Raw genomic sequence first — 25,957 nt, 5'->3', positions numbered from 1 at the left:
TTGAGAATTCGCCAGCTTCTGGCCAGCCTCATGCTGGTTGCCGCCACATCCAGTGCCGTCCTTGCAGCCGAACCCGAATGGCGCCACGCGGCAAGTCTCATGGACCATCCCAAATACGGGCCCGACTTCAAACATTATGACCATGCCAACCCTGAAGCCCCGAAGGGCGGCACGCTGAACCAGGCGGCCGAGGGCAGTTTCGACAGCCTCAACCCCTATGTCGTGCAGGGAACGCCGGCAGCGGGGCTGTTGAATTTCGGCGGTGGGCTGCTTTACGATACGCTGCTCAGCCAGTCCCTGGACCAGCCTTCGACCAGCTATGGCCTGATCGCACGGAAGATCGCCTTCCCCGAAGACTTTTCATGGGTGAAGTTCCAGCTCGATCCCGCCGCAAAATGGCACGACGGCAAGCCGATCACCGTCGATGACGTGATCTGGACCTTCAATGTGCTGAAGGCGCAGAGCCCGCTTTACAACAAGTATTACCATGACGTCGTCAAGGCCGAGCAGACCGGCGAACGCGAAGTGACCTTCACATTCACCAGCGGCGGCAACCGCGAACTGCCCAATATCATGGGCGACATGGTCGTGCTGCCCAAACATTGGTGGGAAGGCACCGACGCATCCGGCAAGAAGCGCGACATCAGCAAGGGCACGATGGAGATCCCGCTCGGATCATCGGCCTACAGGATCGAAAGCATCGTTCCCGGCAAGACCATCGTCTGGAGCCGCGTCGAGGACTACTGGGGCAAGGACCTGCCGGTCAATATCGGCCGCAACAATTTCGACCATGTCCGCTACGAATATTTCCGCGATACGAATGCCAGCTGGGAGGCATTCAAGAAGGGTGGCTTCGAGGATTACCGGCTGGAAAACCGTATCGGCCGCTGGATGCGGGAATATGATTTCGCAGCCGTCAGTCGCGGCGACGTCGTCAAGAAGACCTTTCCGCTGCGCGCGGTCGGACGCATGCAGGGCTACCTGCTCAATACGCGCCGGGACAAGTTCAAGGATCCGAAGGTGCGCGAGGCGCTGACATGGGCCTATGATTTCGAGAGCATGAACAAGAACATGTTCTTTGGTCAGTACAAGCGCATCGACAGCTATTTCGCCGGTATCGACCTTGCATCGCACGGCATTCCTGCCGGCAAGGAGCTTGAAATCCTGCAGACGGTCAAGGACCAGGTGCCGCCGGACCTGTTCACGAAGGAATTCAAGCTGCCCGTCTACGACACGCCGCAGGCATCGCGGGAGAACCTGCGCAAGGCGGTCACGCTGCTGAGGGAGGCAGGCTACGACCAGAAGAACGGCAAGCTCGTCTACAAGGAGACCGGGCAGCCGCTGACCATCGAATTTCTCGCCAATGATCCGAGCGACGAGCGTGTATTCGGGCCTTTCATCGAGAACCTGCGACGCATCGGCATCCAGGGTACGATTCGCGTCGTCGACAGCAATCAGTACATATCCCGCGTCAATGATTTTGACTATGATGTGATCATGTCCGTGATGGCCCAAACCCAATCGCCCGGCAATGAACAACGGGATTTCTGGAGCAGCACGGCCGCAGACACGCCGGGGAGCCGCAACTATATGGGAATCAAGAACCCGGCCGTCGACAAGCTGATCGACCGGATCGTCTTCGCCAAGGACCGCGAGGAGCTCGAAGCCGCGACCAGCGCGCTCGACCGCGTGCTGCTGTGGAACTACTACGCTGTCCCACAATGGTATGCGTCCACGATCAACATCGCCTATTGGAACAAGTTCCACATACCGGAACAACAGCCCGATTATGTGGGCATCGACCCATTCTCGTGGTGGGTGGACCCGGCCAGGGAAGCCGCATTGAAGACACGCGGGGATTGATGTTCAGCCGCCGCGATCTCCTCAGACTGGCCGGAACCGGGCTCGCAGCCATGGCGACGCCGCGCCTGGCGCTGGCGGACGTGGCGACGGATACGCCGCTTCACGGGCTCTCCGCCTTCGGCGAACTCAAATATCCGAAGGGGTTCGAAGCGTTCGACTATGTCAACCGGGAAGCGCCGAAAGGCGGCCTGTTCGTCTTCTCGCCGCGGACATGGGTGCTGAACCAGTCGCCGCAGACCTACAATACGCTCAACACCTTCTCGGCAAAGGGCGACGCGCCGCCCCGCATGGAACTGTGTTTCGACATGCTGATGGTGTCGGCGCTCGACGAACCGGATTCCATCTACGGGCTGTTGGCGGAAAGCGTCAGCGTCTCGCCGGACAAGCGCACCTACAGTTTTGCCCTGCGGCCGGAAGCGCGGTTCCATGATGGCTCGCCCGTCACCGCGCATGATGTCGTGTTCAGCTTCGAGACCATCGTCAAATTCGGCCACCCCTCGATACTTCTGCTGATGACCCAGATCGAGAATGCCGTCGCCGAGGACGATCATCGCTTCCGGTTCAGCGTCAAGGGTGACAATCCGGGCCTGACCGCCCTCACTGCCATACCGCTGGTGCCGGTCCTGTCGAAAAACTGGTATTCGACACGGGATTTCGAGGCTTCGACGCTCGAGCCGCCGCTGGGCTCGGGGCCTTACCGCGTCAGCAAGGTCGCCGCCGGCAACCGCATCGAATATGAGCGCGTCGAGGACTACTGGGCGAAGGACCTCGCCGTGCGGCGCGGCCAGAACAATTTCGAGCGCATCCGCATCGATTTCTACCGTGACCGGCAGCCGGAATTCGAGGCCTTCAAGAAGGGCGACATCTATTGGCGCGCCGAAAGCACGGCGAAAACCTGGGCCACGGAGTATGATTTCCCGGCGATCCAGCAAAAGAAGGTGGTGAAACGCACCTTTCCGAGCGAAAAGCGCCCGACAATGCAGGCCTGGGCGATAAACCAGCGGCGCGAGCATTTCCGCGATCCGCGGGTGCGGGAGGCGATCTCGCTCTGCTTCGATTTCGAATGGACCCGCAAGAACCTGTTCTATGGCAGCTATGAGAAATCGCATTCGCTGTTCGAGCGATCGGACTTCCGCGCCGAGGGCCTGCCCTCGCCGCAGGAACTGGCGATCATGGAGCCGCTCAGGAGCCGCCTGCCCACGGAGATCTTCGGCGAGGCGGTGCTGCAGCCCTCGTCCGACGGCTCCGGACGCGACCGCAAGAACCTGCGCCGCGCCTCCGAACTCCTGGCAGAGGCCGGCTTCAAGCGCGACGGAACCACGCTTGCCGATGCCAGGGGCAATCCTCTCAAGCTGGAAATGCTGATCGCGGCGGAAGTCTTCGTGCGCGTCTATTCGCCCTTCATCAACAATCTGAAGGCCATTGGCATCAATGCCGGCCTGAGGATGATCGATCCGGCGCAATATCAGCTGCGGCTGCAGGATTTCGACTTCGACATGATCGGTATCGCCTTTGCATTCAGCCCGACGCCGAGCAGCGATTCGCTTGCGACGATGTTCGGCTCGCGCGCGGCTTCCGTTCCCGGCTCGTACAATCTATGCGGCGTTGCCGATCCCGTCCTGGACGAACTGATCGCCAAGGTTTCGGCTGCCCGGTCGCGCGAAGAGCTGAATACCATCATGCGTGTACTTGATAGACTCTTGCGTGTAAGGCGTGACTGGATTCCAAATTGGTTTCTGGCGAATCATCAGGTTGCCTATTGGGACATGTTCGGCTTCAAGGAGCCGAAACCTGACTATGATTTCCTGCCGGAGTCGCTGTGGTGGTTTGATGAAGAGAAGGCAAGATCCATTGGCAAGTCTTAATCCCACGGGTTCCAGAGGAGCCCTGAGCTGATGGCGGCCTATATCCTGCGCCGCCTTCTGCTGATGGTCCCCACCCTCTTCGGCGTCCTGCTCGTCTGTTTCGTCATCGTGCAATTCGTGCCCGGCGGCCCGGTGGAGCGGATCATCGGGCAATTGACCGGCCAGGGCGGCAATGCCATGGACCGCCTCGGCGGCGGCGGCGCCGATTTCGGCCAGAGCCAGCCCGACCTTGGCACCACCACCACCAACTCCAAATATCGCGGGGCGCAGGGGCTGGACCCGGCCTTCATCGCCAGCCTGGAGAAACAGTTCGGCCTCGACAAGCCGCCGCTCGAACGCTTTGGCCTGCTTGTCTGGAACTATATCCGCTTCGATTTCGGCAAGAGCTACTTCCGCGACATCAGCGTGGTCGACCTCATAAAGGAGAAACTGCCCGTCTCGATCTCGCTCGGGCTGTGGACGACGCTGCTTTCCTACCTGATCTCGATTCCGATGGGCATCCGCAAGGCGATCAAGGACGGCTCCGCCTTCGACATATGGACGAGCGCCGTGATCGTCGTCGGCTATGCCATACCCGGCTTCCTGTTCGGCATCATGCTGATCGTGTTCTTTGCCGGCGGGTCGTTCTTCGACTGGTTCCCGCTGCGCGGCCTGACGTCCAACAATTTCGGCGATCTCTCCTTCTTCGGCAAGATCGTCGACTATGCCTGGCACCTCGTGCTGCCGCTGACCGCAATCCTGCTCTCCGCCTTCGCCACGACGACGCTGTTGACCAAGAATTCGTTCCTCGACGAAATCCGCAAGCAATATGTGACGACGGCGCGCGCAAAGGGGCTGACAGAGCGGAAAATCCTCTATGGCCATGTCTTCCGCAATGCCATGCTGATCGTCGTATCCGGCTTTCCTGCGGCCTTCATCTCGATCTTCTTCACCGGCCAGCTGCTGATCGAAGCCATATTCTCGCTCGATGGTCTCGGCCTGCTCGGCTATGAATCCATCATCAATCGCGACTATCCCGTCGTCATAGCGACCGTCTACATTTTCGCCCTGGTCGGGGTGATCGTCAGCCTGCTTTCCGACCTGCTCTACACATGGATCGATCCGCGTATCGACTTCGAGCGGAGGGACGTCTGATGACGGATGTGGTCGGAGCTTCCCCCGCCTTGCCGCCACGCCAGCGGCTTTCGCCGCTCAATGCGCGGCGCTGGGAGAATTTCAAGGCGAACCGCCGCGGCTGGTGGGCGCTGTGGATATTCCTCTTCATCTTCATCGCCTCGCTCTTTGCCGAGTTCATCGCCAATGACAAGCCGATCCTCGTCTCCTACAAGGGCGAGCTGCTGTTTCCCGTCCTCGTCGATTATCCCGAAGAGAAGTTCAACGGATTCTACGCCGTGACCGACTACCGCGATCCGGTGATCCAGGACGAGATAAACGCCAATGGCTGGGCGATCTGGCCGCCGATCCGTTATTCCTATCGCACGGTCAACAATGAACTGCCTGATACCGCGCCGTCCAAGCCTTCCTGGCTCTATACGCCGGAGGAGCGCTGCGCCCGCTACGAGAAGGGTGTGGACGATCCGAATTGCAACTTCGGCAACATGAACATCCTCGGCACCGACGACCAGGCGCGCGACGTGTTCGCGCGCGCGCTCTACGGCTTCCGGATCACGGTGTTGTTCGGCCTCATCCTCACTGCTGCTTCCGCCGTGGTCGGCGTGGCGGCGGGGGCGCTGCAGGGATATTTCGGCGGCTGGCTCGACCTTATCGGCCAGAGGCTGATCGAAATATGGTCATCGGTTCCGACGCTCTACCTGCTGCTGATCATGTCGTCCATCTTGCCGCCGGGCTTCTGGATTCTGCTGCTGATCATGCTGCTGTTCTCATGGGTCAGCTTCGTCGGCATCGTCCGCGCCGAGTTTCTGCGCGCCCGCAATTTCGAATATGTGAACGCCGCGCGAGCACTCGGCGTACGCGACAGGACCATCATGCTCCGCCATTTGCTGCCGAACGCCATGGTCACGACGCTCACCTTCCTGCCTTTCATCATGAACGGTTCGATCACGACATTGACGTCGCTCGACTTCCTCGGCTTCGGGCTTCCGCCCGGATCGGCCTCCCTCGGCGAGCTTCTGGCCCAGGGCAAGAACAACCTCCAGGCACCCTGGCTCGGCCTGACGGGCTTCGTGGTGATTTCGCTGATGCTGTCCCTGCTGATCTTCATCGGCGAGGCGACGCGTGATGCGTTCGATCCGAGAAAGGCATTCAAATGAGCGCGTCGCAGGCTCCCCTTCTCTCGGTAAGAGACCTTTCCGTCGCCTTCACCCAGGGCGAAAAGCAAAGCATGGCCGTCGACCATATCTCCTTCGACATCTTCCCGGGCGAAACCGTCGCCCTCGTCGGCGAATCCGGCTCCGGCAAGTCGGTCTCGGCGCTGTCCATCCTGAAGCTGCTGCCCTATCCGCCCGCTTCCCATCCATCCGGGCAGATCCTTTTCAATGGCGAGGACCTGCTCGACAAGGACGAGCGCGACCTGCGGCGCGTGCGCGGCAACGACATCACCATGATCTTCCAGGAGCCGATGACGTCGCTCAATCCGCTCCACACGATCGAAAAGCAGATCGGCGAGATATTGAAGCTGCATCAGGGTCTCGGCGACAGGGCGGCGCGCGAGCGGACGCTGACATTGCTGCAGGAAGTCGGCATCCGCGATCCCGAGAAACGGCTTGGCGCCTACCCGCATCAATTGTCGGGCGGACAGCGCCAACGCGTCATGATTGCAATGGCGCTCGCCAACCGGCCGAAACTGCTGATCGCGGACGAGCCGACGACGGCGCTCGACGTGACGGTGCAGGCGCAGATACTGGAACTTCTCGCCGAGCTCAAATCGGCGCAGGGCATGTCGATGCTGTTCATCACCCACGATCTCGGCATCGTCCGCAAGATCGCCGACCGCGTCTGCGTGATGACCGGCGGCAAGATCGTCGAGACCGGCCCGACACGGGAGATATTCGACAATCCGCAGCACGCCTATACCAGGCATCTTCTGGCTGCCGAGCCGCGGGGCAATCCGCCGGGGGCCGACCTTTCGGCGGCGCCGGTCATGCGCGGCGAGAACGTCAAGGTCTGGTTCCCCATCAAGGAAGGTTTCCTGCGGCGCACCGTCGATCACGTCAAGGCGGTCGATGGCATCGACGTGACGATAAGGGCCGGCCAGACGCTTGGCGTCGTCGGCGAATCGGGCTCCGGCAAGACGACGCTTGGCCTGGCGCTGGCGCGGATGATCTCGTCCGAGGGCGTCATCCGCTTCGGCGAAACCGATATCAACCAGTACAGTTTCAAGCAGATGCGACCCCTGCGGCGCGAGTTGCAGATCGTATTCCAGGATCCTTTCGGCTCATTGTCGCCGCGCATGTCCGTGGCCGACATCATCGCCGAGGGGCTGGAGGTGCACGAACCGCGCCTTTCCGCCCAGGACCGCGATGCCCGCGTCGTCTCGGCGCTGAAGGAGGTCAACCTCGACCCGGAGAACCGGTTCCGCTATCCGCACGAATTCTCCGGCGGGCAGCGCCAGCGCATCGCCATCGCGCGGGCAATGGTGCTCAATCCGCGTTTCGTCATGCTGGACGAGCCGACATCGGCGCTCGACATGAGCGTTCAGGCGCAAGTGGTCGATCTCTTGCGCTCGCTGCAGCAGAAGCACAACCTCGCCTATCTCTTCATCAGCCACGACCTGAAGGTGGTCAAGGCGCTTGCCAATGACGTGCTCGTCATGCGCAATGGCAAGGCCGTGGAATATGGTACGGCGGAGGAGATATTTTCCCGTCCGAAGACGGAGTACACGAAGGCGCTGATGGCTGCAGCGTTCAGAATAGAGACAGCCGGAGAGGGAGCGGTTAGCGAATGACAAGCGGGGACAAGATTCTCCTGGCCCTGACGGGTTGGGATCCGGACGTGTGGCAAGCCGAATTCAGCAAGACGGCGCCGAACCGGCAGCTCGTCGTCGATCCGGACAGCGACCGCGCCAACATTCGCTATGCGCTGGTCTGGAAGCAGAAGCCGGGATCGTTGCAGAACCTGCCCAATCTGGAGGTCATCTTCTCGCTCGGCGCGGGTGTGGACCACGTCTTCCACGACCCGCACATTCCGGACGTGCCGATCGTCCGCATCGTGTCCCCCGACCTGACGATGCGCATGAGCGAATATGTCGTGTGGCAGGTTCTCGATCATCATCGGCTCGGCCTGCGCTACCGCCAGCAGCAGAGCCAGCGCATCTGGCATGAAGACCGCCGCCAGGCCGCCGCGCATGAGGTGACGGTGGGCATTCTCGGCCTCGGCGTCCTCGGGCGGGATGCCGCGCAGAAACTGCGCATGCTGGGCTTTCGCGTCAGTGGCTGGAGCCGCCGCCTGCAGACGATCGAAGGCGTGACCACGCATTATGGCCAGGATGGGCTGAAGGACTTCCTCAAGGACGTCGATATCATCGTCTGTCTGCTGCCGCTGACGCCGGACACCCGCAACATCCTGTCGATGAGCATGTTTGCCCAGCTGAAGAGCGAGGGACCGCTCGGTGCACCTGTGCTGATCAATGCCGGGCGCGGCGGGCTGCAGAACGAGGTGGACATCGTTGCGGCGCTCGAAAGGGGCATGCTCTCGGCGGTGACGCTCGACGTGTTCAACCAGGAACCCCTGCCCAAGGACAGCCCGCTCTGGAAGCATCCGCAAGTCGTCATCACGCCCCATGCGGCGGCGAGTTCGAGCCCGCAGGCGCTCGTTCCCGAAATCGTGGCGCAGATGGAAGCCTATGAGCGGGGCGAGAAACTGCGCAACATCGTCGATAAGGCCGCGCAATATTAGGCGCGGCATTCCCCTCGCAAACGGTCAGGGCCGCCGGATGGAAGTGGGCTTGCCGTAGAGGTAGGAGATCCGCTCGATTGCCTCGGACAAGGGTTCGCGGGTGACGCTCATCGTGTCGCCGCTGGCATGGATCATGATCCTGTCGTCGGCCATGATGCCGACATGGCCTTTCCAGAACACGAGATCGCCCCTTTGGAGATTGCTGTAATCCCCATTGGGTTCGAAGGGCGAGCCGATCGTTCGCTCCTGCTGGTCCGTATCGCGGAGAACATCGACGCCGGACATCATCAGCGCCAACTGGACAAGACCGGAGCAATCGATGCCGAAGCCGGAAGCGCCGCCCCACAGATAGGGCGTGTGCATGAGGCTTTCGGCAACCGCGACATAGTCCAGCGCTACCTGGTCGACCGGCACGATATGCCTGGCGATCACCGCTTCGCCGCTCGGCAGCATCGCATAGAGCGTTCCCCGCCGCTCCTGGCCGCCGACGACCGTCAGCAATGAGCCCATCGAGAGGGTCCTCAACCGGGGATAGCGCAGATCGGACCCGGCATAGACGAAGGTTCGCGGCGCTATGACGATATGGGTCGGTTCGTCCTTGCGCCTGTCGAGGCTGGTATCGACCACATAGCCGACATAGCCGTCGCGCTCGTTCTGGATCCAGCACCAGCCATTGTAATCTTCGAACACCCGCACGTCGTCGCCAAGAAGCAGTTGCGTCGTCATCCCGCTGTCGCCGCGCGGCTCCGAGCGAATGTCGACCACCGGATCGGCGATGCGCATCGGCGTGGCTTCGACGAAACGCTCGGCGCTCACCTCGCCCTGAAGCGCCGCGTCGGCCAGATCGGGGCGGAACGCGTTCAACCTCGGATCCAGCTTTTCCTGTTCTTCTGTCACAATGGCAATTCCCTGGCTTTGGCGATGATGAGATCGCCCAATCGTTCGACGTACAGCGCACCCTTGACCGTGCGCCTGACAAGGACGTTGCGCCTGTCCTTGTCATCCCGGTGACGGTCCACCAGTCCATAGCCGCCCATTGTGTCGAGCGCACGGGTGATGACCGGCTTGGTAACGGATAATTTCGCCGCAAGGCCGCGTATCGTGTGCGGCGGAGGCTCCAGATAGATCGTCAGCAGTATCGCGAGCTGGCGCAGCGTCAGATCATGCGCGTCGTCGCGAACCTCCGATACGGCCATATCCTTCCACAATGTGAGCGCCTGGATGGGCTTCAATTCTATCATCGATGGAGGGCGATCCCACGATCGTTTCGGTTCCGTTCCATCTTACCCCATCCTGCCCGAGGCGCAAGCATCACTGCGCGAAGCGCTGTTTCAGATGGTGATAGAGAGCCCGGATGGCCTGTGCCTCGCCGCCGATCGGCGCGTGCGGCTTCTCGACCGGGTTCCAGCCGAATATGTCGAAATGCGCCCAGACCCTGGCCTTGCTGACGAAGCGCTGCAGGAACAGCGCCGCCGTGATCGAGCCCGCGAAGCCATCCGTCGTCACATTGTTCAGGTCGGCGATGCGCGAGGAGAGCTTGCTTTCATAGGGCTGCCAGAGCGGCATGCGCCAGACCGGGTCGGCAACGGCGGACGAGGCCTCGGCCATGGCCGCCGCGAAACCATCATCATTGGTGTAGAAAGGCGGCAGATCGGGGCCGAGCGCCACGCGCGCCGCGCCGGTCAGCGTCGCCATGTCTATGAGCAGTTCGGGCTCTTCCTCATCGGCCAGCGCAAGGGCATCGGCAAGCACCAGCCGCCCTTCCGCATCCGTATTGCCGATCTCCACCGTCAGCCCCTTGCGGCTGGTGAGCACGTCCCCCGGCCGGAATGCGTTGGCGGAGATGGCGTTCTCGACGGCCGGTATCAGCACGCGAAGCCGCACCGGCAGCCCGGAATCCATGATGATGCCCGCCAGCGCCAGCACATTCGCCGCGCCGCCCATGTCCTTCTTCATCAGAAGCATGCTGCTTGCCGGCTTGATGTCGAGGCCGCCGGTATCGAAGCAGACGCCTTTCCCCACCAGCGTCACCTTCGGCGCGTCGCGCTTGCCCCAGCGCAGGTCGATGAGACGCGGCTCCTCGGCGCCGGCGCGCCCGACGGCGTGGATCATCGGCAGGTTCTTCTTGAGGAGAGCGGCTCCCTTGACAACCGAAATCGCCGCATCGTGCTGACCGGCCAGCGCCTCGGCTTCCTTCTCGAGCGCGACGGGCCCCATGTCATTGGTCGGCGTGTTGATGAGATCGCGGGCCAGCGTAACGGCACGGGCGAGACGCCGCACCTCGGCCTTGCCTGCCCCTTCCGGCGTCGCCAGACTGACGATCTTTGTATCCTTCTTCAAATAGCGCGTGAACTTGTAGCCGCCGAGGAGAAAACCAAGCGCGACAAGCTCCGGATCGTCGGTGGTGCCGGCAATGTGCCATGCCCCTTCCGGCAGCCCGGTCGCGAGCTTGCCGGACACAAGCGGCGTCTCGCCCTTGCCGATGCCGAAGAGAGCTCCCGAGACCGTGCCGGCCGCGTCCGCAAGCAGCAGAAGCTTGCCGGCCTGGCCCTCGAAGCCATTGGCTCGCGCCCAGGCGATGGCCTTCGCATCGAGGCCGGCATCATCAAGGCCGCCCGTCCTGACAAACCAGATGGGCCGGCTGGTGCGCGTTTTCTTCGCGGTTATCTCGGCTGGCATGAAATTCTCCTGAACATTATCGAGCGGTCATCCCGCTTCATCTACCCGTTAAAGTCCATTCTCGTCTGATTCAAGCGGCCTCAGACAGTGGCGAGCCGGTCGATGACCCATATGCCGAGGGGCGAAGACGGGAAGATCAGCAGCCCCGCCAATCCGAGCGCCAGACCATAGGGCACTCCCTCTTTCGCATCGCCCAGGCGGCGCAGGAATCCGATGCGGCTGGCATAGGCGAGCGTAACCGTCGAGCTGCGATATTTCAGGATTGCGATGGCGAGGAGCCCGCCGATCAGCGAGAGGCTGATGAAGTAGCTGGCGAGTTCGACGTTCCAGCCCATCCAGATGGCGGTGGCCGTCATGAGCTTTGCATCGCCGCCGCCCATTATTCCCGCGGCAAAGAGACCGAAGGTGGCGCAGAGGACGACGGCCCCGGCAGCAAAATGCATGGCGTAGACGTCCCAGCCCATGCCGGTGAAAGGCGCAAGCGCGGCAAAGGCGGCAATGAGGATGATCGAAACGCGATTCTGGATCGTCATGGACAGAAGATCCGACATGGCCGCGAAGGCCATGGCAAAGGGGAAGACAATGAGGATGGCCGCTTCGATCATCGTCAGTTCGTTGCCTGCGCCACCTGGTTTGCAACGCTCGTATAGAGCGCTTCTGCCGTGGTGCCGAGCGTTCCGACACTGCCAATGATGCCTATGCAGATGATGGAAGCGATGAGCGTATATTCGATGACGGTCGCGCCTGATTCATCCCGGCGGAAACTTTTAAGGACGTTGAACATTCTGGCGGCGCGATTTTTCATGTGGCAACTCTCACCGTTTGAGGGGTCGGCTCTGCCTGAAAAACTAGGGAAACCAGTTTGCGTTGAGTTTAAGAAACAGCCTTAGGAAAGGGTAAATCCGCCGCTTCGTGGTCGCCGGCGGCGTTTCCGAGCCGCTATGCTTAATGATCCATTGCGGCGCTTGAGGCTTCTTTCATCCGCATTTGTCTTTGTGGGAGGTTTCGCCTATCTCTGGTGAGCAAGGACTATGGAGCATGGCATGGCGCGCGCCTTTCTGTTTGTGTTGGACTCATTCGGTATCGGCGGCGCGCCGGATGCCGCTGCATTCGGTGATGCCGGGGCCGACACCTATGGCCATATTTGGGAGGCATGCGCCGCGGGCAAGGCCGACAGGCCGGGGCTGCGCAGCGGCCCGCTGTCCCTGCCCAATCTCGACCGGCTGGGGCTTGCGCATGCCGCGAACCTGTCGACCGGGCTAGAACTCGCGCCGGATATCTATCAACCGTCCGGCCTTTGGGGCGCGGCGGAAGAAGTGTCCAAGGGCAAGGACACGCCATCCGGCCATTGGGAGATCGCCGGCGTACCCGTCAGCTTCGACTGGGGTTATTTTCCGCAGACGATCCCTGCCTTTCCGGCCGAACTCGTGGCCGAGGCGACAAAGAAGGCCGCGATACCGGGCGTTCTCGGCGAAAAACACGCATCCGGCACCGAAATCATCGACGAATTCGGCGAGGAGCATATCCGCTCCGGCAAGCCGATATTCTACACGTCCACAGACAGTGTCCTGCAGATCGCCGCCCATGAGACGCATTTCGGGCTCGAGCGGCTATATGAGCTCTGCGGCATCGTGCGCGACCTCGTCGATCCGCTCAATATCGGCCGCGTCATCGCCCGGCCCTTCATCGGCGACAAGAAGGGCGAATTCACCCGCACCGGCAATCGCCGCGACTATTCGGTACTGCCGCCAGAACCGACGCTGCTCGACCGTCTCAAGGATTCCGGTCGCAAGGTGATCGCAATCGGCAAGATCGGCGATATCTTTGCGCATCAGGGCATCAGCGAAGTGCGCAAAGCCAACGGCAACATGGCGCTGTTCGATACCACGCTCGACGCAATGGACGATGCTGGCGACGGTGACCTGGTTTTCACGAATTTCGTCGATTTTGACATGCTCTACGGGCATCGCCGCGATGTGGCAGGTTATGCCGCCGCGCTGGAGGCCTTCGACCGCCGCCTGCCCGAGGCCCTGGGCAAGTTGCGCGAGGGCGACCTTCTCGTCATTACCGCCGACCATGGCTGCGATCCCACTTTCAGGGGCACCGACCATACGAGAGAGCGCGTGCCCGTGCTTTGTGCCGGCCCCGGCCTGCCGCGTTCGAGCCTCGGTGTCAGGCGCAGCTTCGCCGATATTGGCGAGACCATAGCCGCGCATCTTGGAGCAATTGCCGGGCCGCATGGCCGAAGCTTCCTCGGCGGCAGCACAGCAAATGCCTGAACTGCCCGAGGTAGAAACAGTCAAGCGTGGCCTGCAGCCCTTCGTGGAAGGCGCCATCATCGCCGATGTGGAACAACGACGCCCGGATCTGCGCTTTCCCTTTCCGGCCGAATTTCCCCAGCGATTGAACGGACGCACGATCACTTCGCTGGAACGGCGGGCGAAATACCTGATCGTCCATCTCGACAATGGGCTCGATATCCTGAGCCACCTCGGCATGTCCGGCTCCTTCAGGATCGAAGAACCGGCAGGCAACGCCGAGCCCGGGCAGTTTCACCACGACCGTTCCAGGAACAGCGCGCATGACCATGTCGTCTTTCATCTCGAGACGAAGGACGGCACGGGACGGCGCATTGTCTATAATGACCCGCGGCGATTCGGCTTCATGCTGCTTTCGGAGCCCGGCATGTTGAACAGCCATCCGCTCTTGAAGGACCTCGGCGTGGACCCGACGGGCAACCGCCTGGATGGGGACTTGCTGGCGCGACTGTTTTCCCGGAAGGCGGCGCCGCTCAAGGCCGCACTTCTCGACCAGAAGCTGATCGCGGGCCTCGGCAATATATATGTGTGCGAAGCGCTGTGGCGCGCCCAACTGCTGCCTGACCGGCCGGCGGGCAGCATTTCCGGGCGCGGCGGCGAAGCGACCGCGATGTCCGACCGCCTGGCGGACGCCATTCGCTCCGTCATTGCGGATGCCATCAAGGCCGGCGGTTCCAGCTTGAAGGACTATCGGCAGGCCAGTGGCGAGCTCGGCTATTTCCAGCACTCCTTTTCAGTCTACGATCGCGAGGGCACCGCTTGCCCCCGCCCCGGTTGCCATGGCACGGTGTCCCGCATCGTCCAGAGCGGCCGGTCGACATTCTATTGTCCCGTCTGCCAGCATTGATCAGTGAGGAGATTGAAATGGCGTATGAGAATATCCTGGTCGAAACGCGCGAGAAAGTCGGCTTCATCCAGCTCAATCGGCCAAAGGCCCTCAATGCGCTCAACTCGGCGCTGCTGGCGGAACTTGCGGAAGCTCTCGAAACGCTCGACAAGAACCCGCGCATCGGCGCCGTCATCATCACCGGGTCCGAAAAGGCATTCGCGGCCGGCGCGGATATAAAGGAGATGCAGGGCCTCACCTTCGCCGACGCCTATCTCGCCGATTATTTCAGCGAATGGGAGCGCGTGACGCGGCTGCGCAAACCGCTCATCGCCGCGGTCGCCGGCTATGCCCTCGGCGGCGGCTGCGAACTCGCCATGATGTGCGATTTCATCATCGCCGCCGATACCGCCAAGTTCGGGCAGCCCGAGATCACCTTGGGCGTCATGCCCGGCATGGGCGGCTCGCAGCGGCTCACCCGCTTCGTGGGCAAATCCAAGGCCATGGACATGTGCCTGACCGGCCGGATGATGGACGCGGCCGAGGCGGAACGCAGCGGGCTGGTATCGCGCGTGGTGCCGGCGAGCGATCTCATCGAGGAGGCCTTCAAGGCGGCGCACAAGATCGCCTCCTTCTCCCTGCCTTCCGTGCTGATGACCAAGGAGACCGTCAATCGCGCCTATGAGACCACCCTGCAGGAAGGCCTGCGGTTCGAGCGGAGGGTGTTTCATTCCATGTTCGCGCTCGAGGACCAGAAAGAAGGCATGGCTGCCTTCGCCGAAAAGCGCACTGCCAATTTCAAGAACAAATGATGCGGCAAGCAGGGAACGCATTTTCGCCAGCAGCCATCGATTCCAAGTTGACGCATCGGCAAAGCTCATCTATAAGCCCGGTCAACGTTCGGTGGCCCTTGGCCGCCCTATTATTTTGTGACGACTGCTTTGCGCGGTCGATTAGCTGACAGAAAAGAGAGGCAACATGGCCAACACTCCTTCGGCCAAGAAGGCGGCGCGCAAGATTGAAGCCCGCACCGAAGTCAACAAATCCCGCCGTTCACGCGTGCGTACCTTCCTTCGCAAGTTCGAAGATGCGGTCGCAAGCGGTGACCAGGCAGCAGCAGCTCTCGCATTCAAGGCAGTCGAGCCGGAAGTAATGCGGGCCGCTTCCAAGGGCGTCATTCACAAGAATACCGCTTCCCGCAAGGTATCTCGTCTGTCGGCCCGCCTGAAGGGCATGACCGCCTGATAGAACAGTTCCAATCCTTCTAAAAACCCGGCTACCTCGTTAGCCGGGTTTTTTTATTGTGCCTTTTTTGCCAGGTGGCGGCCATTTCCGGTCAAAACCAACAACTTACCAAATGCTTGACATATGCTTGTCACACGGCGCCTCATACAAAAAGCGACAACCATCTTTTGTTATTTAAAATCAATGGCTTGTCGAAGGAGAGGGGCTCCCCTAAAACCGCGCTGCCGGATTCTCCGGCACCAGTTGATGTCAAGCGAATATTTAATATTTTTTTTTGCTCGCCGGACTCCGCGCTGCAACAAAATGTGTGGCCTAAAAAAGGCGTTGAATCCGAACGTTTTTTCGCCCTTGTCTCGGATACGGTTAAAAAAATCGCAAATCCGTTAACCTTTAATTCATCAAAATTCCGGTTCCTCGCACTTGCCCTCACCGCATAGGTTTTTGTAAGGTCCAGACATCAAAGGGGTGGGCATATACCCATTTAACAGGCTTATAAAATTCTGGTTGTAAACGCGGATCACGATTTGCGTAACGGGTAGTTTTTGTCAGTACCCAGGTCCTGAGGGATTTGGGCTGTTTCCACAAATGAGCGTGCTGACGGCGCTGGCGCGAGCCGGGCGTGAGTCTTGTTGCGCCAAAACTTGAGAAGGACACAAAGGTGGCAAGTACGAACATGGGCGAACGCATTTCAAGCCAAATCTGCCTCAGAGTGAAAACGACGTATTAGTATTGCAGGCAAGCCAGCCTGGGCTGGCATCCATTTGTCCGGCGTGGGGCCGGCACCGAGAAATATACGGGCGCTAGACCCGACAAAAATATCAGAATGAGGCGATGACATGAACAGCGGAATTGTGGAGAACGGTCGGGAATCAGCCGTTGCCCCGCTCCAGGTGGACGAGGGGAAAAAGATGGAACTGGCCGCCAATGATGGCGAGATCATTTTCGAGCGCGTCAAGCTGAAGCTGAAGGCGAAACTTGGAAGTGAGGTATATTCGAGCTGGTTCGGGCGCCTTAAACTCGACGAGACGTCCAAGAGCATCGTCCGTCTCTCCGTACCGACCGCCTTCCTGCGTTCCTGGATCAACAATCACTACGCCGATATGATCGCCGCACTCTGGCGCGAGGAGGACGAGCAGGTTCTCAAGGTGGAGATCGTCTTCCGCAGCGCCAGCCGTTCGCTTCGTCCGGCCTGCGAGAGCGAAGCCGCGCTTCGTGCCGAGCCCCTCGGCGACAAGGCCGGTCCGGCCCGTGACAAGCCCGTCTTCGCCGTCGGTGGCATGCACGACAAGAAGCCGGCCGTTCCGTTCAGCGACAAGACGCAGAACGCCGTTTTCGGCTCGCCGCTCGATCCGCGCTACACGTTCGACACTTTCGTCGATGGCACGCCCAATCGCGTGGCGCTGGCCGCAGCGCGCACCATTGCCGATGCCGGCGCGAGCGCTGTCCGCTTCAATCCGCTCTTCATCCATGCTTCGGTCGGCCTGGGCAAGACCCACCTGCTGCAAGCCATTGCCGCCGAGGCGCTGAAGCGTCCCGAACGTGCACGCGTCGTCTATCTGACGGCCGAATATTTCATGTGGCGTTTCGCTACGGCGATCCGCGACAACAATGCCTTGTCTTTCAAGGAGCAGCTCCGCGACATCGACCTGCTGATCATCGACGACATGCAGTTCCTGCAGGGCAAATCCATCCAGCATGAATTCTGCCACCTCATCAACACGCTCCTCGACAGCGCCAAGCAGGTCGTCGTTGCAGCGGATCGTCCGCCATCGGAGCTGGAATCACTCGATCCGCGCGTCCGCTCGCGTCTCCAGGGTGGCGTAGCGCTGGAAATGGCTGCGCCTGACTATGCGATGCGCCTCGAAATCCTCAAGCGCCGCCTGGCCGCGGCTCAGGAAGAGGACAAGACGCTCGATATTGCTCAAGAGATTCTCGACCATGTGGCCCGTTCGGTCACCGGCAGCGGACGTGAACTGGAAGGAGCGTTCAACCAGCTCCTGTTCCGCCAGACCTTCGAACCGAACCTTTCGGTCGATCGGGTCGACGAACTCCTGAGCCATCTCATGCGCGGCGGCGAAGCAAAGCGTATCCGCATCGAGGAAATCCAGCGGATCGTTTCGCGTCACTACAATGTTTCCAAGCAGGATCTTCTGTCCAACCGGCGTACACGCACCATCGTCAAGCCGCGCCAGATCGCCATGTATCTGGCCAAGATGATGACGCCGCGTTCCCTGCCGGAAATCGGGCGCCGGTTTGGCGGGCGGGATCACACCACCGTCCTGCATGCCGTGCGCAAGATCGAGGACATTGTCGGCAAGGACCAGAAACTGTCGCAGGAACTCGAATTGCTGAAGCGCCTGATCAACGATCAGGCTCAATAAGGCCCATTTGCCGGGCTTTGATACTTATCAACAGAAAGGCTGCGGCGTTGGCATGTGATGTCCGCCGCAGACTTGCTTTTTCACATTGATTTCTGCCAATTTGGCTGACCCAGAGGGATATCCTCCCACAGACAGCCGCACACAGGGCTGAAGTCAGCGAGACCGGTTTTATCATGCGTGTAACACTTGAACGTTCCAACCTCCTGAAGTCGCTTAATCATGTCCATCGCGTGGTCGAACGACGCAATACGATACCGATCCTGTCGAACGTTCTCCTGCAGGCCGAAGGCGAGAGCCTTGCCCTGAAAGCCACCGATCTCGACCTCGAGGTTACGGAGGCGACGGCTGCCCAGATCGACCAGTCGGGCGCGACGACGGTGCCGGCGCATCTTCTTTACGATATCGTGCGCAAGCTGCCGGACGGTGCGGAGGTGCTTCTTGCCACCAATGCCGACGGCAATTCGATGGCGGTCACGTCGGGACGGTCCAGCTTCCGCCTGCAATGCCTGCCGCAATCGGATTTTCCCGAGCTGACGGCCGGTTCCTTCACGCACACATTCCGCATTCCTTCGAGCGCGCTCAAGACGCTTATCGATCGCACGCAGTTTGCGATCTCGACCGAGGAAACCCGCTATTACCTCAATGGCATCTATCTTCATGCAATCGAGAGCGAAGGCGCCCTGAAGCTACGGGCAGTGGCCACGGACGGCCACCGCCTCGCCCGCGCCGAGCTCGAAGCGCCTGCCGGTACCGAGGGCATGCCCGGCATCATCGTTCCGCGCAAGACCGTGGCCGAATTGCAGAAGCTGGTCGATGATCCGGATCTGGTGATAACCGTCGAGCTCTCCGAGACGAAGATCCGCTTCACGATCGGCTCTGTCGTGCTCACCTCGAAGCTGATCGACGGCACCTTCCCGGACTATCAACGGGTTATTCCATCGGGCAATGACAAGAAGCTGACGATCGACCGCCAGAGCTTCGCCGCCGCGGTGGATCGCGTTTCGACGATTTCCAGCGAGCGCGGCCGAGCGGTCAAGCTTTCAATCACCGATGGCCAGTTGACCCTTACCGTCAACAATCCCGATTCAGGCAGCGCGACGGACGAGCTTGCGGCCGAATATGACGCGGACCCGATCGAAATCGGCTTCAACGCCAAGTATCTGCTGGATATTACCGCGCAATTGAGCGGATCGGAGGCCATATTCATGCTTGCCGATGCCGGTTCGCCCACGCTGGTCCGCGATACGGGCGATGCGAATTCGCTCTATGTCCTGATGCCGATGCGGGTCTAGGCCGGCTGCGCGTTCCGTCGCCGGTATAATGGAGGGGTGTAGCAGCCCTGTGATCTTTCATGGCTGATGCTCTCGATCAGGACGGACAGCGCCCATCGCGCGTTGCGATCAGCCGGCTCAAGCTGGCGAATTTCCGCAATTACGAGACATTGTCGCTGAAGCTTGCGCCTTCCCACGTGGTTTTCACCGGAGAGAACGGCGCTGGCAAGACCAATCTTCTGGAAGCGATTTCGTTTCTCTCGCCCGGCCGCGGGCTGCGGCGGGCCACCTATACCGATGTGACGCGCGAAGGCGCCGCCGATGGTTTCGCCATTCACGCGACGATCGACAATCCGCAGGGCAGCGTCGAGATCGGCACCGGCCTTGCCGGCAACGCCGCGGGTGATACGGGACGCCGGGTTCGCGTCAACGGCGTTACCGTTGCGAGCGCCGATGAACTCCTCGACTATTCGCGCGTCCTCTGGCTCGTCCCGGCAATGGACGGGCTGTTCACCGGCGCGGCGGCAGACCGAAGGCGCTTCCTCGACCGCATGGTCCTCGCCATCGACCCGGCGCATGGCAGGCGCGTCCTCGACTACGACAAGGCGATGCGCAGCCGCAACCGCCTTCTCGCGGAAGATCGCGGCAACGACGCATGGCTGGATGCGATCGAAACGCCCATGGCCGAACTCGGCATCGCCATCGCGGCCGCCCGCGCCGAGCTGATGCGCCTGATCAATGGCATGATCGAGCAGCTGCCGGACGATACGCCGTTTCCAAAGGCCGATTGTTTTCTCGACGGGGAGCTTGAGCAGCGCGTCGGCATTGAGGCCGCGACAGACATAGAGGAGACGTTTCGGCGGGCGCTCCATGAGGGACGAAGCCGCGACCGCGCCGCAGGACGCACCCTGACGGGCCCGCATCGCTCCGACCTGACCGTCCGCCACCGGCCGAAAGCCATGCCCGCCGCGCTCTGTTCGACCGGCGAGCAGAAGGCGCTGCTGATCGGCCTGGTGCTGTCGCATGGCCGACTGACGGGCGAACTTTCCGGAATGGCGCCGATCCTGCTGCTTGACGAGATCGCCGCGCATCTCGACGAAGGCCGCAGGGCCGCACTTTTCAACATTATCGACGAGCTTGGCGGCCAGGCATTCATGACCGGTACCGATCAGGCCCTCTTCTCGAGCCTGTCGGATCGTGCGCAGTTCTTCACCGTGTCGCACGGCGCTGTCGAGGCTGCCCGAACATAGTCTTCGGCAAGCACAACCAGACAATAAGAGTGGATTAACGCCCGAAGCGGGTCTTTTGGTGCAAGTTTTACTTGCAACACCGAAATATGAAGTAACTACTGTCCCGATCTGACGCATATTTAATGATGGGAGAGCATTCATTATGTGGAATCAGGTCTACAATCCTCTTGGCAGTTCTGTCTTATCCACGCTGGCGGCCGCGATTCCCGTGGTAATCCTGCTGGCGTTGATCGCGTCCAACAAGGTGAAGGTTCATATCGCCGCAATCATCGCGCTGATCGCCGCCAACCTGGTGGCAGTCTTCATCTTCACGATGCCGGCGGACCTGTCGCTGCGCGCATCGCTGCTTGGTGTCATCACCGGCTTCTTTCCGATCGGCTGGATCGTTCTCAACGTCATTTTCCTCTACCGCCTGACAGTGGAGAAAGGCGTGTTCGAGACGTTGCAGAACACGATCGGCGGCGTTACCCGCGACCGAAGATTGCAGATATTGCTGATTGCATTTTCGTTCGGCGCTTTTTTCGAGGGCGCCTCCGGCTTCGGAACCCCCGTTGCGGTCACGGCCGCCGTGCTGATCGGCCTCGGCTTTTCGCCGCTTGCCGCTTCCGGTCTCTCATTGATAGCCAATACGGCGCCCGTGGCCTATGGCGCACTCGGCACGCCGATCGCCGGACTATCGAGCGTGACCGGTATCGACCCGTTCCTTCTCGGCGCCATGGTGGGCCGGCAGCTGCCATTCTTCTCGCTCATCGTGCCGTTCTGGGTCATATGGGCCTTCGCCGGCTTCAAGGGGACAAAGGAAGTCTGGCCGGCGATCCTCGTCACCGGCGTATCCTTCGCGGTGCCGCAATTCCTCATCTCCAATTTCGTCAATCCATGGATCGTCGATATCGGAGCGTCGCTGATCTCGATGGCCTGCCTCATCGGTTTCCTGCGCATCTGGCAGCCGAAGGTCATCTGGACCTCCACGGCCCTGCGTGTCCGCGACGATTCCGCATCGCAGGTTCCACCCGTGGTACAGTCGAAGAAGCAGCCGACCCGCGCCGAAGTCTGGGCCTCGCTGACGCCATGGATCATCGTCTGCGCCGTACTTCTCCTCTGGGGCACCGACTGGTTCAAGGGCCTGGTCAATCCCTGGGCGACATGGAACTTCCCCGTTCCCGGTCTTGACGGCCAGATCATGAAAGTGGCCCCCATCGCCCCGGCGCCAACGCCGGAAAAAGCGGTGTTCGCCTTTACATGGCTGTCCTATACGGGCTCCGGCATGCTGATCGCCGCGATCATCTCCGGCTTTCTCATGGGCTACACGCCGCTGGAGCTGATCCGAAGCTATGGCCGCACCTTGAAGCTCTGCGCCTATTCGCTGATCACCATATCGGCGATGCTGGCGATCGGCACGCTTACCCGCCTGTCGGGCATCGATGCCACTCTCGGCCTCGCCTTTGCCACCACCGGCGTCCTCTACCCCTTCTTCGGCACATTGCTTGGCTGGCTGGGCGTGGCGCTGACCGGTTCCGATACGGCGTCGAACGTGCTCTTCGGCAATCTGCAGAAGATCACCTCGGAACAGCTCGGCCTGTCGCCGATCCTGATGGGCGCCGCCAATTCGTCGGGTGGCGTCATGGGCAAGATGATCGACGCCCAGTCGATCGTCGTCGCCTCTACGGCAACGAACTGGTACGGGCATGAGGGCACGATCCTTCGCTTTGTCTTCAAGCACTCGATCGTCCTTGCCTGCCTTGTCGGCATCCTGGTCATGCTGCAGGCCTATGCCTTCCCGTGGATGATCGTCACGGCACCTTGATCGACCACGACAGAAAAGCGCAGCTTAACGGTTGCGCTTTTCTCCCTCCATGCTAGGATTACGCAACCAGGAGGTTGCGCAATGTCGGATCGTATTGAAAAGCAAATCGAACTGAATGCTCCAATCGAAAAGGTATGGCAGGCGCTGACGGACCATGAGGCCTTCCGGGCCTGGTTCCGCGTGAAGCTGGATGCCCCTTTTGCCGCCGGAGAAACTTCGACCGGACACATCACCTATCCGGGCCACGAACACCTGAAATGGCAGGCGCATGTGGTGAAGGTCGAAAAACCGCACGCCTTTGCCTTCACCTGGCATCCCTATGCGGTGGATCCGGACTATGATTATTCCGCAGAACAGCCGACGCTCGTCGAATTCACGCTGAAGCCCCACAAGTCGGGAACCTTGCTGACGGTCGTGGAATCAGGCTTCGATGGAGTTCCGGAAAAGCGCCGGGATGAGGCCATGCGGTCGAACGAGGGTGGTTGGGAAGAGCAGATGAAAAACATCAAGGCCTATGTCGACCGTTGATGGGGCGACCGGCCCTTCCACCCTGTTTGCCGCACTTGGTGACCCAACACGCCTTGACCTGATCGCCCGCCTCAGCGATGGCGGCTCGCAATCGATTACCGCCCTCTGCGCCAATATCGCGCTTACACGGCAAGCTGTCTCGAAGCATCTTAAAGTGCTCGAGGGGGCCGGCCTCGTCATTCACCAGAAAAAGGGACGGGAGAGCCATTATACATTCCGCCCCGAGCGGCTTGAAGACGCACAAACCTATCTCGCACGCGTATCGCGGCAGTGGGATGATGCACTGGAGCGCCTGCGCAAGTTCGTTGATCAACCGCATTAAGCAAGTGTCGCTTTTTCCGTGCGCTCAGGGGCGCATGGCCTGTTCTGCTAGCGCGAAGCGATGCGGGACGATGTCCCGCCCGGGAGGCGCGCCACGACGACGAGCTGGCGCACTTCGCCTCGCTTGAACGCGGCAAGGAAACGCTTGTAGTTCTTGAAAACAAGGCATCCATTGGAATCGCCGCGCGGTCCAAGCATGTAGGTATGGGCCAGCAAACCATCGCGACCGAAGATCTTTCGCGGATCCACCGGATTGAGGCGGATGGCCTCGACACCGTGGAACAGGGCCTCGCGCATGGTCAGATTGTAGGTATGCGGCGGCGTCGCGCCACGCATCTTCTTATGGACGTAGCGCGGATTGTCGAGCATCGGACCCAGGCCGGAATGCGCTTCCAGGCGTTCGCCATTGGGCATGAATACCGTCTTGTCCTCGATGCTGTAGACCGCCGTGCGCCCGCTCGCCGTCGCCGGCGCCTCCGGTTCGCGATATCGTGGCGTGACGTCGGTAATGCCCGAGTCCGGCGCGGCATAGGCCAGTGCGGTCGCCGGGGCGCCTGTAGCGCGCCGCGGCCGCGTGACGGGCAAGGGTACTGCCCCCATATCGGCGTCAGGCTCGGACAATACCAGCGCGAAGGGTCCATCCCCGAGTTCCACCTGCCGGGTCGGTCGGGACGGTTGCGATTGCGCCAGCGCCGCGGGGCTCAATGTCGTGGCTGCGACCGAGGGATAATCCGCCGTGCTGCCTTCGAAACCCGTCGAGGCAAATGCAAGCTCCGTGCCCTGCTCGACCGAAGCATCGAGGATCGTCGCCACGATTGCTGCATTGGGCTCCGTGCGTGCCGTCTGGACGCCGGAGGCCCGCGCTGCGAAGCGGTCTGCGACCAGCGGCTGGCGCGGAGGCTTTGCCGTCTTGATCGTTATCACCTCTCCCGAGGCAGTGATGAGGGCATTCTGTGGCAGGGCGCTCGGCTGCCAGGCGCGATGTTCGACGGAAGGAAGCTGCCTTTGCGCGAAAAAAGCGGCTGACCGGGGCAAGGCCGCCAATTCCAGCGGCGCGACGCCCCTCGCCTGCGAATGTGCAGCCTTCGCCGCCATTGGCTCCACCAGGGCCGGCATGCCGGCAACCATGAAAAATCCCCATGCCGCGGCAATGGAACCGGCGGCCGCCGCCGCCCGAACGGGGAACCCATTGCGAGCCGGGCGGGGCTTCCTGGCCTTCCGATCGACTGTCAGCGTCGTCTTACTCATGATTGCACTCTTGCACGCGATACACCCTTTCCGATCGTGGCAAGCCAGAGGCGGGCCGCGGCGGACATTTATCCGGCAAGGATGAAGAAACTTGGTTACCAATGTGTTGAAGCGGCGGCAGGAACCTGCTGTTCCCTTGAACTTAAACACCAAAATTACTCAAAGCAGCGTTTCTTGCCAATCGACCCGGCTTTTCCTACATAGTGGTCACGAGGACGACCTCTACCCGCTTCCTTCAGACGCGGCGTTTTCAGACAATCCGGGACGGCCCGTTTACAAGAAGGAAGGTCGCATGGCCTGGATCACTCTTATTGCCGCTGGACTCTTCGAAATCGGCTGGGCCATCGGGCTCAAATATACCGAAGGCTTCTCCAAACTCGTGCCCAGCGTTCTGACGGCCGTCAGCATGGTCGTCAGCGTCGTTCTGCTTGGGCTCGCGCTGCGCGAGCTGCCCGTCGGCAGCGCTTATGCGGTGTGGACCGGCATCGGCACGGTGGGCACCGCGCTGCTCGGCATGTACATATTCGGCGAACCTGCAACGGTGACGCGCCTCGTCTGCATCGGCTTGATCGTTGCCGGAATAGGCGGATTGAAATTTCTGTCATAGGCAGTGGCCGGGGGTTTCCCTCGGCAGGCGCAAGTCCTAAACTCGGCGCATAGGGGCGTGCCGCCACCGGCGGACGCCCTCGGCGCCAGGCCCTGCGAAAGTCCGATCATGAGCGAACAAACACCACCGCTTTCCTCCGCCGAGATAGAGCGTTATGCGCGCCATATCATCCTTGGCGAGATCGGCGGACCCGGCCAGCAGAAGCTGAAACGCGCCCGTGTCCTCGTCATCGGCGCCGGCGGGCTCGGTGCTCCGGTCCTGCAATATCTCGCGGCTTCCGGTGTCGGGACGCTCGGTATCATCGATGATGATCGCGTGTCCCTGAGCAATCTGCAGCGTCAGATCATTCATTCGAGCGACCTCGTCGGTTCGCCGAAAGTCGAGAGCGCCGCGCGCGCCATCGCCGCGATCAATCCTCATGTCACCGTGGAAAGCCACGAACTCCGCTTGTCTGCCGACAATGCCGACGATCTCGTGCGGCGCTACGACATCATCGTCGATGGTTCCGACAATTTCGATACGCGCTACCTGCTCGCCGATACGTGCCTGGCCGAAAGGCTCCCGCTGGTCTCGGCTGCCCTCGGCCGTTTCGACGGCTCCCTGACGACGCTCATGCCCTATGCCGATGGCGCAGACGGCGCGCCCAATCCCAGCTATCGCGATCTTTTTCCGACCCCGCCGCCCGCCGGGCTCGTGCCTGCCTGTGCCGAAGCGGGTGTTCTCGGCGTATTGCCGGGGGTGATCGGCTCGCTGCAGGCTGCCGAGGTGGTCAAGCTCATCACCGGCATCGGCGAACCTCTCATCGGGCGGCTGCTGCTCTATGATGCCCTCACCTCCCGCTTCGAGACGATCCGCTACAAGGCGGGAAAGACCAATGCGGCAGCGTGATCATTTCAC

The 25,957-nt window shown here is 61.2% G+C and carries 24 protein-coding genes; 18 read left to right on the top strand and 6 right to left on the bottom strand.

What is annotated here, in order from left to right; all coding sequences use genetic code 11:
• The first annotated feature begins 30 nt into the window (after nucleotides 1–30).
• Genes OSJ75_RS17420 through OSJ75_RS17395 form a run of 6 tightly spaced genes read left to right on the top strand, consistent with a single transcriptional unit; the run spans nucleotide 31 to nucleotide 8,582 of the window.
• On the top strand, nucleotides 31–1,863 hold the full coding sequence (locus OSJ75_RS17420; protein WP_267228954.1) for an ABC transporter substrate-binding protein: 1,833 nt from the start codon (nucleotides 31–33) through the stop codon (nucleotides 1,861–1,863).
• Nucleotides 1,863–3,728 carry an extracellular solute-binding protein gene (locus tag OSJ75_RS17415; protein WP_267228903.1) on the top strand — a complete coding sequence of 622 codons (1,866 nt, stop codon included), beginning with the start codon at nucleotides 1,863–1,865 and terminating at the stop codon, nucleotides 3,726–3,728. The genes OSJ75_RS17420 and OSJ75_RS17415 overlap by 1 nt, the downstream gene beginning before the upstream one ends.
• Nucleotides 3,729–3,758: 30 nt before the next feature.
• Entirely contained in the window at nucleotides 3,759–4,862 is a 1,104-nt protein-coding gene (locus OSJ75_RS17410; protein WP_250019151.1) for a microcin C ABC transporter permease YejB, read from the top strand.
• Nucleotides 4,862–5,998, top strand: a complete 1,137-nt coding sequence (locus OSJ75_RS17405; protein WP_267228902.1) for an ABC transporter permease — start codon at nucleotides 4,862–4,864, stop codon at nucleotides 5,996–5,998. Before OSJ75_RS17410 ends, OSJ75_RS17405 begins: the two co-directional genes overlap by 1 nt.
• Nucleotides 5,995–7,632, top strand: coding sequence for an ABC transporter ATP-binding protein (locus OSJ75_RS17400; protein WP_267228901.1), 1,638 nt, complete (start codon nucleotides 5,995–5,997; stop codon nucleotides 7,630–7,632). Before OSJ75_RS17405 ends, OSJ75_RS17400 begins: the two co-directional genes overlap by 4 nt.
• Complete coding sequence (locus tag OSJ75_RS17395) at nucleotides 7,629–8,582, top strand: 2-hydroxyacid dehydrogenase (protein ID WP_267228900.1); 954 nt, start codon at nucleotides 7,629–7,631, stop codon at nucleotides 8,580–8,582. Before OSJ75_RS17400 ends, OSJ75_RS17395 begins: the two co-directional genes overlap by 4 nt.
• 24 nt (nucleotides 8,583–8,606) lie before the next feature.
• Here the strand turns inward: OSJ75_RS17395 and OSJ75_RS17390 are convergent, their stop codons facing one another.
• From OSJ75_RS17390 to OSJ75_RS17370, 5 genes are all read right to left on the bottom strand, one after another.
• Nucleotides 8,607–9,479 carry an NlpC/P60 family protein gene (locus tag OSJ75_RS17390; protein ID WP_267228899.1) on the bottom strand — a complete coding sequence of 291 codons (873 nt, stop codon included), beginning with the start codon at nucleotides 9,477–9,479 and terminating at the stop codon, nucleotides 8,607–8,609.
• Nucleotides 9,476–9,823, bottom strand: coding sequence for a MarR family winged helix-turn-helix transcriptional regulator (locus OSJ75_RS17385; protein WP_267228898.1), 348 nt, complete (start codon nucleotides 9,821–9,823; stop codon nucleotides 9,476–9,478). Before OSJ75_RS17385 ends, OSJ75_RS17390 begins: the two co-directional genes overlap by 4 nt.
• 70 nt (nucleotides 9,824–9,893) lie before the next feature.
• Entirely contained in the window at nucleotides 9,894–11,261 is a 1,368-nt protein-coding gene (locus tag OSJ75_RS17380) for a leucyl aminopeptidase family protein (RefSeq protein WP_267228897.1), read from the bottom strand.
• Nucleotides 11,262–11,341: 80 nt separating this feature from the next.
• On the bottom strand, nucleotides 11,342–11,866 hold the full coding sequence (locus tag OSJ75_RS17375; RefSeq protein WP_250019158.1) for an A24 family peptidase: 525 nt from the start codon (nucleotides 11,864–11,866) through the stop codon (nucleotides 11,342–11,344).
• A 2-nt stretch (nucleotides 11,867–11,868) separates the two neighbouring features.
• Nucleotides 11,869–12,066 (bottom strand): Flp family type IVb pilin, encoded by a 198-nt coding sequence (locus OSJ75_RS17370; RefSeq protein WP_250019159.1) that lies wholly within the window; start codon nucleotides 12,064–12,066, stop codon nucleotides 11,869–11,871.
• Between the two features lie 238 nt (nucleotides 12,067–12,304).
• On the opposite strand from OSJ75_RS17370, the gene OSJ75_RS17365 reads away from it, so the two are divergent.
• The 10 genes from OSJ75_RS17365 (at nucleotide 12,305) to OSJ75_RS17320 (ending at nucleotide 23,206) form a co-directional block, all read left to right on the top strand.
• Nucleotides 12,305–13,540: a phosphopentomutase gene (locus OSJ75_RS17365; RefSeq protein ID WP_267228896.1), complete on the top strand. Its 1,236-nt coding sequence runs from the start codon at nucleotides 12,305–12,307 to the stop codon at nucleotides 13,538–13,540.
• Nucleotides 13,533–14,426: a bifunctional DNA-formamidopyrimidine glycosylase/DNA-(apurinic or apyrimidinic site) lyase gene (mutM, locus tag OSJ75_RS17360; protein WP_267228895.1), complete on the top strand. Its 894-nt coding sequence runs from the start codon at nucleotides 13,533–13,535 to the stop codon at nucleotides 14,424–14,426. The genes OSJ75_RS17365 and mutM overlap by 8 nt, the downstream gene beginning before the upstream one ends.
• A gap of 17 nt (nucleotides 14,427–14,443) precedes the next feature.
• Nucleotides 14,444–15,217: an enoyl-CoA hydratase gene (locus OSJ75_RS17355; RefSeq protein ID WP_250019162.1), complete on the top strand. Its 774-nt coding sequence runs from the start codon at nucleotides 14,444–14,446 to the stop codon at nucleotides 15,215–15,217.
• Between the two features lie 166 nt (nucleotides 15,218–15,383).
• Nucleotides 15,384–15,650, top strand: a complete 267-nt coding sequence (gene rpsT / locus OSJ75_RS17350; protein WP_250019163.1) for a 30S ribosomal protein S20 — start codon at nucleotides 15,384–15,386, stop codon at nucleotides 15,648–15,650.
• Between the two features lie 836 nt (nucleotides 15,651–16,486).
• Entirely contained in the window at nucleotides 16,487–18,031 is a 1,545-nt protein-coding gene (gene dnaA / locus OSJ75_RS17345; protein WP_250019164.1) for a chromosomal replication initiator protein DnaA, read from the top strand.
• Nucleotides 18,032–18,204: 173 nt separating this feature from the next.
• The gene (gene dnaN / locus OSJ75_RS17340; protein WP_267228894.1) at nucleotides 18,205–19,323 is read left to right on the top strand and encodes a DNA polymerase III subunit beta; all 1,119 of its coding nucleotides are present in this window, start codon (nucleotides 18,205–18,207) and stop codon (nucleotides 19,321–19,323) included.
• Nucleotides 19,324–19,382: 59 nt separating this feature from the next.
• A complete protein-coding gene (recF, locus tag OSJ75_RS17335; protein WP_267228893.1) occupies nucleotides 19,383–20,552 on the top strand; it encodes a DNA replication/repair protein RecF in 1,170 nt (389 codons plus the stop codon).
• A gap of 142 nt (nucleotides 20,553–20,694) precedes the next feature.
• On the top strand, nucleotides 20,695–22,356 hold the full coding sequence (locus OSJ75_RS17330; protein WP_250019167.1) for an L-lactate permease: 1,662 nt from the start codon (nucleotides 20,695–20,697) through the stop codon (nucleotides 22,354–22,356).
• An 81-nt stretch (nucleotides 22,357–22,437) separates the two neighbouring features.
• Nucleotides 22,438–22,884, top strand: coding sequence for an SRPBCC family protein (locus tag OSJ75_RS17325; RefSeq protein WP_267228892.1), 447 nt, complete (start codon nucleotides 22,438–22,440; stop codon nucleotides 22,882–22,884).
• The gene (locus OSJ75_RS17320) at nucleotides 22,871–23,206 is read left to right on the top strand and encodes an ArsR/SmtB family transcription factor (protein WP_267228891.1); all 336 of its coding nucleotides are present in this window, start codon (nucleotides 22,871–22,873) and stop codon (nucleotides 23,204–23,206) included. Before OSJ75_RS17325 ends, OSJ75_RS17320 begins: the two co-directional genes overlap by 14 nt.
• A gap of 47 nt (nucleotides 23,207–23,253) precedes the next feature.
• Here OSJ75_RS17320 and OSJ75_RS17315 read toward each other — a convergent pair whose 3' ends face one another.
• Nucleotides 23,254–24,453, bottom strand: coding sequence for a DUF2778 domain-containing protein (locus OSJ75_RS17315; protein WP_267228890.1), 1,200 nt, complete (start codon nucleotides 24,451–24,453; stop codon nucleotides 23,254–23,256).
• Between the two features lie 292 nt (nucleotides 24,454–24,745).
• Here OSJ75_RS17315 and sugE point away from each other — a divergent pair, with 292 nt between their 5' ends.
• Nucleotides 24,746–25,060, top strand: coding sequence for a quaternary ammonium compound efflux SMR transporter SugE (gene sugE, locus OSJ75_RS17310; protein ID WP_250019238.1), 315 nt, complete (start codon nucleotides 24,746–24,748; stop codon nucleotides 25,058–25,060).
• Between the two features lie 108 nt (nucleotides 25,061–25,168).
• Nucleotides 25,169–25,948, top strand: coding sequence for a molybdopterin-synthase adenylyltransferase MoeB (locus OSJ75_RS17305; protein WP_267228889.1), 780 nt, complete (start codon nucleotides 25,169–25,171; stop codon nucleotides 25,946–25,948).
• Nucleotides 25,949–25,957: the final 9 nt, after the last annotated feature.

The sequence above is a fragment of the Phyllobacterium sp. 0TCS1.6A genome (assembly GCF_026420825.1).
GTDB lineage: Bacteria > Pseudomonadota > Alphaproteobacteria > Rhizobiales > Rhizobiaceae > Phyllobacterium.
This window is presented reverse-complemented; position numbering and strand designations above follow the sequence as displayed.